This is a genomic window from Paenibacillus sp. MER TA 81-3 (assembly GCF_023713585.1).
Lineage (GTDB): Bacteria > Bacillota > Bacilli > Paenibacillales > Paenibacillaceae > Paenibacillus_B > Paenibacillus_B profundus.
In genome coordinates this window covers 47,410-63,480 of record NZ_JAMAWB010000014.1, presented here as the reverse complement: position 1 = coordinate 63,480, position 16,071 = coordinate 47,410, and the positions used below count along the sequence as shown (strand labels likewise).

Genomic DNA, 16,071 nt, shown 5'->3' with positions numbered 1-16,071 from the left:
AAAAGCTCACTTTTGAGCACGAAGTCAATCTAGAAGCACATTCGACATCGAATCTTGCAATCACCCTTGAAGTCCTACATTTATCATAACCGATATTTTACCAACACAAAAGACGTGCCCAAGCCCCTCCTCCTCATCACACAGGATAAGGATAAGGATAGGCTTGAAGCACGCCCTGCAAGCAAATAATTTGCGTTTAAACGACTTCCTTCCGGACCCCTCCGCCCGAGAACTGACTGTTGTACAGATCGGCGTAGAACCCGTCTTGTTCCAGCAGCTGCTCGTGGTTGCCTTTCTCTATGACACTGCCTCGATCCATGACGAGAATGAGATCGGCATCACGAATCGTGGACAAGCGGTGGGCAATGACGAAGCTCGTTCTGCCGTTCATCAGCTCATTCATTGCCTTCTGGATATATATTTCGGTACGCGTATCTACGCTGCTTGTCGCCTCATCCAGGATCAGTATGGCCGGGTCGGCCAAGATGGCGCGGGCAATCGTCAAGAGCTGCTTCTGACCTTGCGATATGTTTGACGCTTCTTCATTCAGAACCGTACCGTAGCCGTCTGGAAGCGTGCGGATAAAATGATCGGCATGCGCTGCCTTAGCAGCCCGGACTACATCCTGCTCTGTAGCCCCTGCTCGGCCGTAAGCGATGTTATCACGAATGGTTCCGTTAAAGAGCCACGTATCCTGTAGCACCATGCCGAACATGCTGCGCAAGCTGCCGCGCTTCAGGTCAGTGATGTTCACACCGTCAATCGTGATTGCCCCGTCATTAATCTCATAGAAGCGCATGAGCAGGTTGATGAGCGTCGTCTTCCCTGCGCCTGTCGGTCCGACGATAGCGATAGTCTGGCCCTGCTTCACATCGATATTCATGTCTTCAATCAACATCGCATCTTCCTTATAGCCGAACTGAACATGCTCGAAGCGAACATCGCCTTGCGGCTGAGCAATCGTTGCCGCGTTGGCCGCTTCCTGCACCTCCTCTTCCTCGTCGAGCACTTCGAATACCCGTTCCGCAGAAGCGATGGTCGACTGAATCATATTGGCGATGTTGGCCGCTTGGGCAATCGGCTGGGTGAACTGTCTGGCGTATTGAATAAATGCCTGGATATCCCCGATTTCAATCGTTCTCTTCGTGACAAGAACGCCGCCGACAACACAAATTAACACATAGCCAATGTTGCCAATGAAGGACATGAGCGGCATTATCATACCGGAAATGAATTGAGAGCGCCAACTGGAATCATACAGCTTATCGTTAATTTTATTGAATTCATCTAGCGATTTGTCTTCGCGGCCGAATGCTTTAACGATTTTGTGTCCGGTGTACATTTCTTCGACATGTCCGTTCAAATGTCCGAGCGAAGTCTGCTGACTTTTAAAATGCTTCTGTGAACGCTTAGCAATCATTATCGTGACCACGAAGCTAAGCGGAAGCGTCAGGATGCAGATCAGCGTCATTAACGGACTAATCGTCAGCATCATCACAATAACCCCGATAATCGTAATTACCGATGTAATGAGCTGCGTCAAGCTCTGCTGCAGCGTGCTGCTTATATTATCGACGTCATTCGTCACCCGGCTCAAAATTTCACCATGAGTGCGCGAGTCAAAATATTTCAGCGGCAAGCGCGACAGCTTAGCATTGACCTGCTTCCGCATGTCGTACACGATGCGCTGCGCTACGCCAGCCATCAAATACTGTTGAATATAGCTGAACATGGCACTTACCAGATACAGTCCGATTAAGACGAGCAGTATTTGCCAGATGTACTCAAAATCGATACCCGTGCCTGTCATCAAGCCCTCGAACAGCTTGGTCGTCGCCTTACCCATAATTTTCGGGCTGACAATGGTGAATACGGTACTAAGCACCGCCATAATAAATACGGTAATCAATTGGTATTTGCGAGGCTTTAAATAGCCCATCAGTCTTTTCAATGTGCCCTTGAAATCCTTCGCTTTCTCTGCCGGCATCGACATACCTGGACCCATCGGTCCTCTATGTCCGCCAGGCTTCGGCCCTCTTTGTTGTTCACTCATGCAATCTCCTCCTCTGACAGCTGTGAGGATACGATTTCCCGGTATACGCTGCAGGAATCCATCAGTTGCCTATGCGTGCCGATCCCTGCAATGCGACCCTCATCCAGTACGATGATCCGATCGGCGTCCATGACCGTGCTTACACGCTGTGCTACGAGCAATACAGTGGATTCAGTCGTCTCTTCTTTCAACGCTGCGCGCAGCTTCGCATCAGTCTTGAAGTCCAGTGCGGAGAAGCTGTCATCGAACACGTATATTTCCGGTCTCCTTACTAGCGCCCGCGCAATGGACAAGCGCTGCTTCTGCCCGCCTGATACATTCGATCCGCCTTGCGCAATCTCAGAGTCGAAGCCGTCCTGCATGGCAGAGATAAATTCGGTCGCTTGAGCAATATTCGCAGCATGGCGTATTTCTTCGTCTGTCGCGTCTTGCTTGCCGTAGCAAATATTATCGTTAATCGTGCCTGTGAAGAGCACGGCCTTCTGTGGAACGAATCCTATCTTCGAGCGCACGTCTTGCTGCGCCATCTCGCGTACATCTACGCCGTTAACCATAATGCTGCCGCTGTCCACATCATAGAAGCGCGGAATGAGGCTGAGCAGCGTAGATTTACCTGAGCCGGTGCCGCCAATAATTGCCGTCGTCTCGCCTGGGCTTGCGCTGAAAGAGATATTGGAAATTGCCGGTTGTTCCGCGCCCGGATAGCTGAAGGTTACATCGTTGAACTCGATGTATCCACGCTCGCGATTCGCTTGCTTCACCTGCGCAGCATCCTTGATTTCAGACTGCATGTTCAGCACCTCGTTAATCCGGGCGGCCGAAGCGGAAGCACGCGGAATCATAACAAAGATGATTGAAACCATAATGAGTGAGAACATGATTTGCATAGCGTATTGAATGAACGCCATCAAGCTCCCGACCTGCATATGTCCATTGTCGATGCGAATGCTGCCGAACCAAATAATCGCAATGGTGGAGAAGTTCATCGCCAACATCATGAGCGGCATGAGCGAAGCCATGATGCGGTTGACCTTCACCGCCGTGTTGGTCAAGTCCTGGTTGGCCTCATTAAAGCGTTCCTTCTCGTGATCGATGCGATTAAAGGAGCGGATAACTCGGATGCCGGTAAGACCTTCGCGCAGCACCAGATTCAATTTGTCCAGCTTCACCTGCATCGCCTTGAACAGTGGAATTCCTTTGCTTGCCACCGCGAAGATAGCCAGAGCAAGCAGCGGTATGGCAACCGCCAGCACAAGCGTCAGCTTCGCATCCTTGGATACGGCCATAATGATACCGCCGATACACATCATCGGTGCGCTGACCATCATGCGCAGTATCATAATCAACACTTGCTGCAGCTGCGTAATGTCATTGGTCGTCCGCGTAATAAGCGAAGCGGTCCCAATCTTGTCAAACTCCTGCAACGAGAAGTTCTCCACATGGGCGAACACCTTGCCGCGAAGCAGTCTGCCGAATCCCGCGGCTACCTTGGATGACAAATAGCTCGCTCCGATCGAGCAGATCATGCCCCCAGCTGCAACGAGCAGCATAAAGCCCCCGATTCTCAAAATATAGGGCGTATCCCCTTGCACAATCCCCGTATCCACAATATCCGACATCAGTGTCGGCAAGTATAAATCGGACAGTGACTGCACAAAAACAAGCGCAAGCACAAATCCGATCGGAATGCGGTACGGTCGTAAAAATCGAAACAATTTCATCATGCTTCATCATCTCCGCTCGACTCGATATCCTCTAAACATACGGGATTTTCCTTGTAATACGTAAATACTTTGAACAACAAATCCGCGAGGAGATTGCTCTCCTCTTCTCCCAAATACGAAATTAGTCCATTAAAGGACAAGTTAAATACCGCCTCTGCCTTCGCGGTCACCTTACCCCCCTTGTCGGTCAGCTTGATGCGAACCGCACGGCGATCGGAAGGGTCGATCGTGCGTTCTACCAATCCCTTTGTCTCCAGGCCTTTTATAAGCTGCGTAATCGTCGGCGAGGTCACATGCAGCAGACTGCTGATTTCCGACACCATCATGCCGGGCGTGTTCGGCTTCATTTTCTTTTTAATACAGAACATCACCGTCATCTCACTCGGCTTATGGCCTTCTATCGTACGACGATTCCACTCCGCCTTGTTGAATTGCATAAAAGCCTGCAGCAATTTATGCGCAGTTGTGTTATCCGTCATCTCAATTACCACCTTGAACATTAGTTAGTATACCTATTAATTAGGTATCCAATTTATTTAGTAACCTAATTATATTTCCGTATAAAATCAATGTCAAACGCATTCCGCCGCCTATTTTTTCCTGTTGAGTTGACGTAAATATGGCAGGCTTATACAATGTAGAGAATTCAACCGAATATACCGTTCTTCGTATAACATTGGAAATATGGTCCAGCCGTCTCTACCAAACTACCGTAAATAGTTTGACTACGAGGAAGAGAGCGCTTGTGCGCGGAATTTCGTATCCGCAACGACAGGAGTGTTCTTGTTCCTTGCCGTCAAACTCTAGTTGCTGAACTAGAGTTTTTTTGTTGTACTCGCATCGATCTGGAACAGGTAAATGGTAAATCAAAGGGTTATCATCCTATAACGAACAAAGGAATGAGAATAGAATGAATGGGAGCAAGCAGCATTGGAATAAACGAATCTCCGCCGCTGGCAGAACGGAACCTGCCGAGCTTGTCATTACGAATGGACGAATTATCGATGTATTCAACCTGGAAATTATCAGAGGGGATGTCGCGATTGTGGACGGCGTCATTGTCGGCATCGGCGGCAGTTATGAAGGCGCCCGTGTCATCGATGCGGAGCAGCGCTACATCTCCCCATCCTTCATCGATACTCATGTTCATATTGAATCCGCTATGGTTACGCCGGTAGAGTTCGCTCGCGTCGTACTCCCTCACGGCGTCACGACCGTCATTGCCGATCCTCATGAGATCGCGAATGTGGCGGGCACGGACGGAATTCAATATATGCTGGAAGCCTCTGACAATCTGCCGCTTGACGTATATGTCATGCTGCCATCTTGCGTCCCGGCTACTCCGTTCGAGCATGCCGGCGCGAAGCTAGACGCAGCCAGCTTAGAGCCGTTCTACTCCCATCCCCGCGTATTGGGATTGGCCGAAGTGATGGACTATCCTTCCGTGCGCCGCGGCGATGACGGAATGCTTGATAAATTGTTGTCCTCGCACCAACATGGCGGGATGATTGACGGTCATGGCGCGGGACTCGATGAAGAGGCCATCAATGTGTACCGTGCGGTCGGGGTTCGCAACGACCACGAGTGCGTTACGGCCGAGGAAGCCAAGGTTCGGCTGCAGCGAGGCATGTACGTTATGATTCGCGAAGGCTCCGTCGCCAAGGATGTCGAAGCGCTCATCCCTGTGGTCACCGCGAGCAATGCCCGCCGCTGTGTGTTCTGCACCGATGACAAGCATTTGGACGAGCTGCTGCAGGAAGGCAGCGTCGATCATAACGCGCGTCTGGCTATACGCTGCGGGCTTAATCCGTTACAGGCTATACAGATGGCTTCCCTTAATGCGGCAGAGTGCTTCGGACTCCATGCCAAAGGGGCGATCGCTCCCGGATATGAGGCCGACTTGCTGCTGCTCGACGACCTGGAGCATCTCTCGATTGCCCAGGTGTATAAAGCAGGCATTCTGGTCGGCGCGAACGGTCAATACACCGGGCCGCAGTTGCAGGCCGCTGAGATTCCGTCCCGGCTGCTGAAGACGGTCCACCTGCCCGAGATAACGGAACGGGAATTGCAGATACAGCTGCATGAAGATCGCCGCTGCCACATTATCGGCATCAACCCGAATAGTCTCATTACGACGCATCTCATTGAGGAAGTCGATACGGTGGACGGATGTTTCCACCCATCCGTGGATAGAGACCAACTGAAGATCGCCGTGTTAGAACGGCATCACCATACCGGATGCATAGGGCTCGGCATCGTCAAAGGCTTCGGCATCCAATCTGGTGCAATCGCTTCTACCGTGGCCCATGATTCCCATAATCTTGTCGTGGCCGGAAGCAATGATCAGGATATGCTTACCGCCGTTCAGGCGCTGCGCCATATGGAGGGCGGATTGGCCGTTGCGAGCGGGGGCATCGTGCTCGCGGCCATCGAGCTGCCCTTGGCCGGATTAATGTCCACCGGCGATTATGTCGAGGCGCTTCATCATATGGAACAACTAAATCAAGCACTATCCCAGATCGGCGCTTCAAGCGAGTTCAATCCGTTTGTCACGTTGTCCTTCCTGTGTCTGCCCGTTATACCCGAGCTGAAGCTGACGGATATGGGATTATTCGATTTCTCTACCTTTGCGCATATTCCGGTGTCGGCAGAGAGCACGCGCACCCCTGATTACGTGTCGGGCTGAGTCTGTTCCTCCGAAGCTGAAGCTGCAGCCGCCTTCGCCGCGCCTTTGCCTCGAATGGCGGCCACAGCCAGCAGCAGTGCCGGCAGCACCAGTCCTAACGTAATGGCATGCAGCGCCCAGGTCGGGTACATCTCGAACCAAAAGGACGTATTCGGGGAAATCAAGATCGAGTAAACGATGAGAATAATCCCCAATGGCATGGTGAGAAACCGGTACTCTTTCAGGTTCAAGCTCTGGGCGAAACCGATAACCGAAATATAGAACAACAGCGTCAGTTTGAAATAAATCGTGAAAAACCAAATGATGGCCATCAGCCCTTCAATACGTTCCAAGAAATTGCCGATGCTTATCTTTTTTGCAAGCATATAGCTCGGGTATATTAAGCGGGCTGTCGTCTCTGGGCCCATAACCAGCACTGACATCATTGTAATGATGAACAATACCGCGCCCCCAATCACAATTCCCCAGAACAAGGCGCGTCCCACCCTATCTGGGCGATTGGCATGCGGAAAAAGCATCAAAAATACGACAGTCTCCATAAACGGGAAGGCGGTGAACGGGATTCCCGCTCCGATGACCGGCTTAATGCCGCCTTCAAGCACCGGCAAAATGTTCTCCCACTTAATTTGCGGAAAAATGAAGATGACAAGGCCTGCAAATAGCAGAATGAACCAGGGAAAGATAATTTCCGCTGCCCGCATAATCGGTTCCAATCCCAGTCTCACTCCGATGATGACCACGATCAGGAATAAGATGTGAATGGCTTGAATCGGGGTATCGGGCATTATTTGCGTCGTCATGAAATCTCCGATATTTCTCAAGGAAAACGCAGCCATGGTAAATGGAAAGGCAGCCAAAAAGAAAAGAGACACCGCCTTTCCGAGCCACGTGCCGAGGATGTCTTCCATAAATTGAGCCAGCGTCTTGCAGGGATACTTATTGCCCAGTGCAATATATAAGGGCAATACCGCCAATCCCGTTGCTATCGAGAAAAGTGCCGAAATCCAAGCATCCTGGCTCGCATATGCCGCAAGATAAGACGGAATGATTAAGATGGAGCTTCCCACCATAAATAAGGCGACGATGATTGTCAATTGACGCGTGCTGATTTTTCCTTTGTCCAGCATAGATTCTCCCTCCTCCCTTCCCCAAGCGCTGCAGGCCGCTATTTTAGCACACTGGTATACCAATCGCTCAAAGGCTTATAGACTGCGTGCACCAAGCGCATCGGGTTCGGAAGTTCCACATGCATCAGCATGGCGATGCTCAAGATCGTTCCCGTCAAAAGAAGCAGGTAAAATACCCGCAGCTCTTTAGCCAGCCGTTTCCTCTTCAAGGAGGGGGCCTCCATCTTCATGATCGCCGCAGCAATCGCTATTATTGCCAAGCTTGACCACATATCCAGTTACTCCTTCAGCTGATTGAAAAACGGGCTTCCGACCGTCCCCATATGTCTGATTTTCACATCCACCTTGATGTGCACGGGCAAATCGACGAACTGGCGTCTCCAATCATTCTTGATCGTGTTCCAATAACGTGGATTGTTTCGGTGAATCGCTTCCCCGAACCCGAATATATCCGTTTCTAAAGACTTCGCTTTTTTAATTGCTTGCTCCGCATTTTGTTGAATGATCTTCTCGAATTCCTGTTCCAGTCTGTTGATCGTTTTTTCTTTCGTCAGGTCCAGCTTGCATTCAACTTCACCGATATTGGCCTCAGTGCGGATCTCAACCTCTGCTTCCGGTTTGCCGTTTCTGACCTTTCCTTTCATTTTCGATTTGGAGTGAATCACTTCAATTCCCACCCTTCCCCCATCGGGGCAAGGCGCATTAATAATCGTGCTTTTCAACGTGTCCGTAATGTTGCTGTATCCCTTGCTTTCTCTTTCATTTAACCAGCCAACCAGTTTATCCTCCTGAAATACGCCAATTCCTGAATATTTTAAAAATGCAGGCGAATCGATCATTTGCACATTCTTTCTCTCGGTGCCCTCTTCCGGATCCCCTAGAATGGTAATCCCCGTCAATACCGCCTCTTTCCCGTCGCTTACAAGATCCGTAATCAGCTCATCCAGCTTCATGGCTGCGGTCGGTCCCCAAGATTTATCCGACACGTCGAGTGAATTATGCATCTTGCTGGCCGGTATTTTCTCTAATGGGGTGTAGAACGACAATATTTTTTTCGCAGTCAAATCTCTGGCTACGGCAATGTAGAAGTCAGTGCGCAGCTCGTGATCCCGCGACAAGAAATCCAACCCTTCCCTGATTCCTTCTCTAGCTAGTTCGTCCCCGATAATGAACATCCGAAGCTGTGAAAAATAAACCTTTCTCGGAGTGACCGTCGTCATTCTCCGAATGGCCTCGAACACCGTCTTTCCTTTTGCATGATACAAGGTGACCGGAGAACGCTGACTGCCCGGCCTCTTAGTGGCCACTTCGCCCGGATCCACCACCTGGACCGACACCTCATATTGCTCCCCCGACCGATCGATGCCGAATCCCACCGCAATCGCAAGATCGTTCAATTCACGGCGGCTCCAGCATCCGGCGATGAATATCAACAGAACACACATTAACAAGGCTGCCTTGCGCTTCACGGCCCCAACTCCTTTTCTGCCGATGACTCTGAAGTGCTTCATTCTCTTGATTTGGGCTTCTGATTTTCGGGAATCTGCTTGCGAATCAAGTTCTTCTTGCTGATAAGACGTGGACGGGAGAACAGGGCCCACTGCGGCAGCCGGAATATCGCATCCTTCTGATCCGTCGGAATTAACGGCGCAAATGGACTCATATAGGGAACACCAAACGAACGCAAGCTGCTCAAATGAAGCACAATCGCGATAAGCCCGATGATGATGCCGAACAGCCCAAAGGAAGCGGCCAGCATCATGAGCGGAAATCGCAGCATTCGAATCGAGTTAGACATGCTGTAAGAAGGGAACACAAAGCTGCATATGGCCGTCGTCGAGACGACGATGACCATCGCTGCCGAAATAATTCCCGCCTCTACAGCCGCTTGTCCGATAACGAGCGTACCGACGATAGAGACCGCCGGTCCAATCATCCGCGGCATGCGAAGACCGGCTTCCCGCAAGATCTCGAAGGTTACCTCCATCATGACCGCCTCGATAAAGGCGGGAAACGGAACACCTTCCCGCTGCGCCGCCAGACTAATCAACAGCTGCGTCGGCAGCATTTCCTGGTGGAACGTCGTGATCGCGACGTACAAGGACGGACCGAGCAAAGCGATAAAGATGCCGATGTAGCGCAAAATACGGACAAGGCTGCTGATATCAGCGCGAAAATAATAATCCTCCGCTGAATGGAGGAAGCTGACGAACAAGGCTGGAACGACAAGAACGAATGGAGTGCCGTCTACCAGAATGGCTATCTTTCCCTCCAGCAGTTCCGCGGCAATCACGTCCGGACGTTCCGAGTTGTAAATGGTGGGGAATGGTGTGTACGTCTCATCTTGAATGAATTCTTCGATATATCCGCTCTCCAGAATGCCGTCCGTATCGATTCGGTCCAGACGCGCATGAACCTCCTTGACAACCTTGTCATTGACGATACCCTTGATGTACATGACGGCGACGTTCGTCTTCGTTACCTGCCCGATTTGCTTCGTTTCCAACCAGAGATTCGGACTCTTGATTTTGCGCCGCAGCAAGGCAGTGTTCGTACGCAGCGTTTCCGAGAAGGCTTCGCGCGGTCCGCGTACAACGGATTCACTCGACGGTTCACTCACTCCGCGGTCTTTCCATCCTTGAGTGCCGACAGCGAGCCCCGTCGCATAACCGTCCAGCAAAATAAAGGTGTCTCCCGACAATATCGAATTGAACAACGACTCAAAATCTGCGACTTCTTTGATTTCACCTACCGTGATCACATAATCTTTCAAAATTTGAACGATATTCGGTGCCGAAATTGCCGTTTCGCTCATATCCAGCTGCTTTACGTCCAGCATTAACGTCTCCATAATGAAGTCGATAACAACTTTACTGTCCGCCAAGCCATCTGTATAAATAACCGCAATTTTTTGTTCACCGGTCTTGCCGATGGGCACTTCCCTTATAATGATGTCGGTGCTATTCCCGACTGTCTCTTGAATATGCTGCAAATTTGCTTGCAGGCTGGTCTGTAGCGGATGTGTTGTGGCCTCAAGCGCCTGATCCGGGGCAAGCGCTGCCTCATCGAAGTTGATTTCCATTGCTTCTCCCTTATTTAAAAAGCATTTTTGGATACATTATTTCCTTGCGGCGTCATAGATAAACTAGGTGCCCTTCGTTCAGACAGAAGGTGCTTCGATCCATCCGCCCTTTTGCTTCATTCTCCCCTTCCATCAGGAGGCAGCAAATCTGATAACGACTCTGGACCCCGTTAGGCTAACTACCGTCATAATCGGCCGCTTCAAATCATGGTGAACAAAATCTTCCTTATCCTCGGTATTATCTTTTCCAACTGTATGGAAGAGTTGTAAACAACGTGAAACAACCAAGAGAGCGGCTTGCTGCTGTTCTGAATAGCGGGGAGAGTGAGGCAAAGAATCGAACGGACATACCTTCTTCAGGAAGATAGAAGACATCTTCCACCCCGAATTGTACAAAAAAAGAACCGATAGCATATTGCTACCGGTTCACAACTGTTATTTGAGTTGATCAATCAATTTCTCGGCCAGACGTTTATAGATGTTAGCATGATGAGTCAGGGCAAGAACCGTCAGCAGCATTCGTTCCTGCTCATTATCTACACGCTCCAGCGCCGCAATCTGTTCGTTCATCTGCATTTCAATTTGTCTGGACTGCTCTCCTTTATGTTCCAAGAAATCACGGTACACCTGCCACAAGTCGACACCGTCTTGATGAAGCGTGCTTTGGAAGAGGGTCTTAATATCTCCGATAGAGAGCGATTGCTTCAAATGATAAATAAGAACCATCTGAATGATGTGCTCGGGCGAATACTTTTTGTTTCGAGCCGGCTGCAAAATCTTATCCTTCGTATAATTGTTAATCATCGTCTTGGTCAACAGCTTGTCATCAGCGTTCCGTTTCGTCTGCTCCAACGTGTTCTCGAATAACGTAATGACCTGGTCCATATATAAATCAAGCTTCGGAATGTCGGATACTTCAATCTCCGGTGTATTCACGAGTTCCCGTAATAAGTCTTGAATAGGTTCGTTCATCATTATCTCCTCTTATTTGATCCCGTTTACGTGATCTCCGTCTCTGTTTCCCATCATCATACTACGAACTAATATATTCAAACAACATTGCGCGTGTATAATATTTGATATTTACACATCTATATTTCATGATATAATACAGTTATTGCTTTACATGGTTTTGAATACTACATACCGATATGTTCATATTAATAGATGATTCATTTAATTGGAGGGGAGATGGAAGCATGCAATTTAAGGAGCACTACAACGTTGTCTTATATGGAGACTCGATTGCCAAAGGGATTGTGTATGATGATGAGAAGGGAAAGTACTCGATGTCTGGCAACAGCTTTGCCCAAATCGTTCAGCATCGTCTCAAAGGAATGCTGCACAATGCCGGAAGGTTCGGCTGTCTGATTACAAAAGGGGCGGAGAAGCTGCAGCATGATGTGCTGAACAAGCGGCCAGACATCGTACTGCTGGAATTCGGAGGAAACGATTGTGACTTCGATTGGGGTCAAATCGCGCAGCATCCGTCCGAACAACACGAGCCTCGCACGAACTTGGATCGGTACACGAACACGTTGCGAAGCATGATTGCCACCTTGAAAGACAACGGCATTGTTCCTGTGCTCATGTCTCTCCCACCGCTTGATGCGGATAAATATTTCCGCTGGATAAGCAACAATAACGAATCTTCCGCGGCCAACATTCTTTCTTGGCTGGGCAGCGTCAGCCGCATCTATTGGTGGCATGAGCGCTATAACGCCGCCATCATTCAAGTGGCGGAGGAAATGAACACGAAGTGGATTGATGTAAGGGGAGCCTTTCTACAGGCATACGATTTCCGCAAATTCATTTGTTCCGACGGTATTCATCCGAACGAGCTGGGTCACCGTTTGATCGCCGACAAAATTACCGATTATATGAAAGCCCACTACCGCTGTCTGCTCAAATCCGTGTAACCTCCAGCCTGATGGACCAAGTGAAACAAAAATAAATAAAAAGCGGAGACGCCCTGGGCGCCTCCGTTTGTATTTTCACCGTATGCTATTGAACGATCGTGGCATTGCATGCTACAATAAAGAGTGGCAGCGAAGTTCACGAAATATATTATTTTATCCCAATATTATATTATCACAAAAGGGCTCGCTTGTCAAACCTTTCTCTAAAATCGTAAGCAAAGGAGCGGTACCATGAGTACGACGAAGCAAACTTGGCGTGAAGAACAACAGCGGGTCGATTGGATTGTCGGCAAGATTCACAAGCGAATGGCTGTCCTTGAGCAGCAGGTCGGCGACATCAACAAGGATATTGTGGACTTCCGTAAAACTTTCTGGGACGATGTGACCGTGAATCTAGACGAACCGGATGATGCGGTGGAGACCTATGCGAGCATGAAGCAGCAGGCGGAAGTACTGTCTGAGCGGGAACGCATTCATCGTCATGCCCGCAACCAGTTAACCACGCTGCAGCGGCTTCAGGACACGCCCTATTTCGGGCGCATCGACTTCACGGAGGATGGAGACAAGAATGCAGAATGCGTCTACCTCGGCATCGGCTCCTTCCTCAATGAGAGCGGCGACCAATTTCTCATCTACGATTGGCGCGCCCCGGTGTCGAGCCTGTATTACGATTACCCGCCTGGACCGGCTCACTACGAGACGCCAGGGGGCACCATTTCGGGCACGATGGATCTGAAGCGCCAGTTCATCATTCGGGAAGCCCATATCCGCAGCCTGTTCGATACAGGCGTAACTATCGGCGACGAGCTGTTGAAGGAAGCGCTCGGCAGACAGGCAGATGCACAAATGAAGAGCATCGTCGCCACCATTCAGAAGGAGCAGAACCGAATCATTCGCAATGAACGCAGCAGACTGCTCGTCGTTCAGGGAGCGGCAGGCAGCGGCAAGACGTCCGCCGCCTTGCAGCGGGTCGCCTACTTGCTCTATCGCTACCGGGACACGCTGCGGGCAGAGCATATCGTGCTATTCTCTCCCAACCCGATGTTCAACAGCTACGTCTCCACCGTACTGCCCGAACTCGGAGAAGAAAACATGCAGCAGACGACATTCCAGGAATATTTGGAGCATCGGCTTGGCCAGACCTATCAACTCGAAGATCCGTCCGCGCAGATCGAATATGTGCTTACTGCGAGGAATGATGCCGAATATGGAGCACGTATTGAAGGAATTCGCTATAAAGCTTCCAGTAACTTTATGGAGGTTGTTGACCAGTATCTCACGTATCTGCAGCAGGAAAGCATGCAGTTCACAGATATAAAGTTCCGCGATGAAGTGCTGATTACTGGGGAATGCATTAAGGCGCGCTTCTACGCCATCGATGGCTCCTTGCCGATTCCGAACCGAATCGGACTGCTGGCCGAGTGGCTGCTTGGGGAGTTGAAGAATCTGGCTCGTCGTGAACGCAGCAAACCGTGGGTAGAAGAGGAAATGGAGCTGCTTGATAAAGAAGATTACTTGCGTGCTTTCCAGAAGCTGCAGCGGAACAAGCGCTATACCGAGGAATCGTTCGACGATTTCAGCCGCGAGCAGGAGCTGCTGGCCGCCATGATCGTGAAGGAGCAATTCCATCCGTTGCTGAAGCAGGTGAAGCGGCTGAAGTTCATTGACATTCCCGCTATTTACAAGCAGCTGTTTGCGGATCCGGAATTCGCCATCTCATTCGCTCCCAACGGCGCGCTGCCGCAGCAGTGGACATCCATCTGTATGCAGACAGCCAGTAAGCTGGAACGTTCGGAGCTGACGCATGAAGATGCAACGCCTTATTTATACTTGCAAGAGCGGATTGAAGGCTTCCGGACCAATACATCCGTCCGGCACGTATTCATCGATGAAGCGCAGGACTACTCCCCGTTCCAGTTCGCCTTCCTGAAGCGGATGTTCCCGCGCAGCAAGATGACTGCGCTTGGCGACTTGAATCAGGCGATATATGCCCATAGCACCGCCGGATCCGGTCTCGCACCGCTCGCTAAGTTGTTCGGGGCCGATGAGACCGAGATGTTCGTGCTGACGCGGAGCTATCGCTCTACGAGGCCGATCGTCGAATTTACACGCCGGTTGCTCGATACGGGAGAAGCGATAGAGCCATTCAACCGTGATGGCAGCATACCATCAGTAACAAAAGTCGCCGATATGTCGGAGCTAATCGACAGGATTGCACAGCGTATCCACGCGCTGCAGGAGGGCGGACATCGCACGATTGCGGTCATTTGCAAGACAGCCGAGGAGAGCCGCCAAGCGTATGAGACGCTGCAAGAGTTTACGCCGCTGCGCCTGATCGGGAAAGAAACGACCTCCTTCGCATCCGGGACGCTCGTCATTCCTTCCTATCTCGCCAAGGGTGTCGAGTTCGATGCAGTCATCATTTACAACGGTTCCCATGCACAGTACGGAGAAGAGGATGAACGCAAGCTGTTCTACACCGCCTGTACCCGGGCCATGCATGAGCTGCACATCTATTCCATCGGAGAGTTGAGTCCCTTTATTACCGATCCTGACACGTATGCTCTTGAGTCCTGAAGCCTTCTCTAATGAAAGACAACCTTGGTCCGGAGATGCGCCGGCTGAGGTTGTCTTTTTCCTTCATGAAATCGAACAAGACATACTCCCATTCTGTTGAGGATGGCTATGATAATCAACATAGCGCGATATATATTCTGGAAATGTCAGCATCTCGCTGCCAAGTGTATATTTTCGGTCTCCCAGCCTCACAAAGCGCAAATCGAGGTGCTTGATGACACTTGGGTATATCGGGTGTATCAAATCAATAAAATCAACATCATGAAGAACGTGAGCGACCTCTTGGCCTGAGATGCCCAGCCGCTCCAAAATGTTCATCGCCAAGTATCGGATGATGTGGTATCTGGGGTGACATACCGTGCAGAACAAATGGCTTTCCCGGTAATTGCGCTCGATGAAATCGGCAAGCGGGATGTCGATGCCGACTTCTCTGGTTCGCAGATCCGCCATGAAGTTCGCATACATCTGCTTTAAATCCTGAGAAGAGTAGAATTGTTCGTCTGACAATAGAGTAACGATTCGTTCTTTGCTCACTCCGCCCTGCAGTAATTGAATCACATTCTGATCTCCGTATCCGAACAACGGTTCTTTGTTGTCCGGGGTGAACTGAGGATAATAAGGCATGAAGTAAGCATTGCCAATGCTGATGCGCTTGCATCGTTCGGGAAGCCTGCTTAAAAGGTACTCGGTGGACAAGTAGGGGCCGAATGTACTGCTCGTTCTCTGATAGATGAACACATCGCACTGATTCAACAAGTGATCGCCTACACCGATTGCCTGATTGCATGCTTGGATTGGAGGAACATCAACCAACTGGTACGATTGCTGAAATGTTCTGGAGGACGCCAAATATCTGCGAATAGGAAATCCATGGCAGTTCCCAAATACAATACAGTTTTTCAT

12 protein-coding genes and 1 riboswitch are annotated in these 16,071 nt (G+C 50.2%); of the genes, 3 read left to right on the top strand and 9 right to left on the bottom strand.

The genetic code is table 11. The annotated features are described in order from the left end of the window. Positions 1 to 196: 196 nt before the first annotated feature. Genes M3650_RS19945 through M3650_RS19935 form a run of 3 tightly spaced genes read right to left on the bottom strand, consistent with a single transcriptional unit; the run spans position 197 to position 4,256 of the window. A complete protein-coding gene (locus tag M3650_RS19945) occupies positions 197 to 2,053 on the bottom strand; it encodes an ABC transporter ATP-binding protein (protein WP_285848567.1) in 1,857 nt (618 codons plus the stop codon). Continuing rightward, positions 2,050 to 3,777 carry an ABC transporter ATP-binding protein gene (locus M3650_RS19940; protein ID WP_019421250.1) on the bottom strand — a complete coding sequence of 576 codons (1,728 nt, stop codon included), beginning with the start codon at positions 3,775 to 3,777 and terminating at the stop codon, positions 2,050 to 2,052. Before M3650_RS19940 ends, M3650_RS19945 begins: the two co-directional genes overlap by 4 nt. After that, on the bottom strand, positions 3,774 to 4,256 hold the full coding sequence (locus M3650_RS19935) for a MarR family winged helix-turn-helix transcriptional regulator (protein ID WP_251577142.1): 483 nt from the start codon (positions 4,254 to 4,256) through the stop codon (positions 3,774 to 3,776). The genes M3650_RS19940 and M3650_RS19935 overlap by 4 nt, the downstream gene beginning before the upstream one ends. 167 nt (positions 4,257 to 4,423) lie before the next feature. Then, a riboswitch (purine riboswitch) is annotated at positions 4,424 to 4,525 on the top strand. A gap of 162 nt (positions 4,526 to 4,687) precedes the next feature. On the opposite strand from M3650_RS19935, the gene ade reads away from it, so the two are divergent. Continuing rightward, positions 4,688 to 6,463, top strand: coding sequence for an adenine deaminase (gene ade, locus M3650_RS19930; protein ID WP_251577141.1), 1,776 nt, complete (start codon positions 4,688 to 4,690; stop codon positions 6,461 to 6,463). On the opposite strand, the gene M3650_RS19925 is transcribed toward ade, so the two are convergent. From M3650_RS19925 to M3650_RS19905, 5 genes are all read right to left on the bottom strand, one after another. After that, positions 6,448 to 7,590, bottom strand: a complete 1,143-nt coding sequence (locus M3650_RS19925) for a GerAB/ArcD/ProY family transporter (protein WP_251577139.1) — start codon at positions 7,588 to 7,590, stop codon at positions 6,448 to 6,450. The genes ade and M3650_RS19925 overlap by 16 nt on opposite strands. A 38-nt stretch (positions 7,591 to 7,628) precedes the next feature. Next, positions 7,629 to 7,862, bottom strand: a complete 234-nt coding sequence (locus M3650_RS19920) for a hypothetical protein (protein WP_206095198.1) — start codon at positions 7,860 to 7,862, stop codon at positions 7,629 to 7,631. 6 nt (positions 7,863 to 7,868) lie between these two features. Beyond that, positions 7,869 to 9,059 (bottom strand): Ger(x)C family spore germination protein, encoded by a 1,191-nt coding sequence (locus tag M3650_RS19915; RefSeq protein WP_483311768.1) that lies wholly within the window; start codon positions 9,057 to 9,059, stop codon positions 7,869 to 7,871. 38 nt (positions 9,060 to 9,097) lie between these two features. Then, positions 9,098 to 10,672: a spore germination protein gene (locus M3650_RS19910; RefSeq protein WP_251577135.1), complete on the bottom strand. Its 1,575-nt coding sequence runs from the start codon at positions 10,670 to 10,672 to the stop codon at positions 9,098 to 9,100. Positions 10,673 to 11,107: 435 nt separating this feature from the next. Then, complete coding sequence (locus M3650_RS19905; protein ID WP_251577133.1) at positions 11,108 to 11,644, bottom strand: DUF1836 domain-containing protein; 537 nt, start codon at positions 11,642 to 11,644, stop codon at positions 11,108 to 11,110. A 227-nt stretch (positions 11,645 to 11,871) separates the two neighbouring features. Between M3650_RS19905 and M3650_RS19900 the strand changes: the two genes are divergently transcribed. Beyond that, a complete protein-coding gene (locus M3650_RS19900) occupies positions 11,872 to 12,591 on the top strand; it encodes an SGNH/GDSL hydrolase family protein (RefSeq protein WP_019421258.1) in 720 nt (239 codons plus the stop codon). A gap of 231 nt (positions 12,592 to 12,822) precedes the next feature. Then, complete coding sequence (helD, locus tag M3650_RS19895; RefSeq protein ID WP_251577131.1) at positions 12,823 to 15,168, top strand: RNA polymerase recycling motor HelD; 2,346 nt, start codon at positions 12,823 to 12,825, stop codon at positions 15,166 to 15,168. Positions 15,169 to 15,231: 63 nt separating this feature from the next. Here the strand turns inward: helD and M3650_RS19890 are convergent, their stop codons facing one another. After that, positions 15,232 to 16,071 (bottom strand): WcbI family polysaccharide biosynthesis putative acetyltransferase, encoded by an 840-nt coding sequence (locus tag M3650_RS19890; RefSeq protein ID WP_251577129.1) that lies wholly within the window; start codon positions 16,069 to 16,071, stop codon positions 15,232 to 15,234.

What these genes read in the sequence shown, in the direction of transcription:
- M3650_RS19910 (WP_251577135.1), bottom strand. Translation starts at nt 10,672, where the DNA reads ATGGAAATCAACTTCGATGAGGCAGCGCTTGCCCCGGATCAGGCGCTT.
- M3650_RS19900 (WP_019421258.1), top strand. Translation starts at nt 11,872, where the DNA reads ATGCAATTTAAGGAGCACTACAACGTTGTCTTATATGGAGACTCGATT.
- M3650_RS19940 (WP_019421250.1), bottom strand. Translation starts at nt 3,777, where the DNA reads ATGATGAAATTGTTTCGATTTTTACGACCGTACCGCATTCCGATCGGA.
- M3650_RS19925 (WP_251577139.1), bottom strand. Translation starts at nt 7,590, where the DNA reads ATGCTGGACAAAGGAAAAATCAGCACGCGTCAATTGACAATCATCGTC.
- helD (WP_251577131.1), top strand. Translation starts at nt 12,823, where the DNA reads ATGAGTACGACGAAGCAAACTTGGCGTGAAGAACAACAGCGGGTCGAT.
- M3650_RS19945 (WP_285848567.1), bottom strand. Translation starts at nt 2,053, where the DNA reads ATGAGTGAACAACAAAGAGGGCCGAAGCCTGGCGGACATAGAGGACCG.
- M3650_RS19890 (WP_251577129.1), bottom strand. Translation starts at nt 16,071, where the DNA reads ATGAAAAACTGTATTGTATTTGGGAACTGCCATGGATTTCCTATTCGC.
- M3650_RS19920 (WP_206095198.1), bottom strand. Translation starts at nt 7,862, where the DNA reads ATGTGGTCAAGCTTGGCAATAATAGCGATTGCTGCGGCGATCATGAAG.
- ade (WP_251577141.1), top strand. Translation starts at nt 4,688, where the DNA reads ATGAATGGGAGCAAGCAGCATTGGAATAAACGAATCTCCGCCGCTGGC.
- M3650_RS19935 (WP_251577142.1), bottom strand. Translation starts at nt 4,256, where the DNA reads ATGACGGATAACACAACTGCGCATAAATTGCTGCAGGCTTTTATGCAA.
- M3650_RS19905 (WP_251577133.1), bottom strand. Translation starts at nt 11,644, where the DNA reads ATGAACGAACCTATTCAAGACTTATTACGGGAACTCGTGAATACACCG.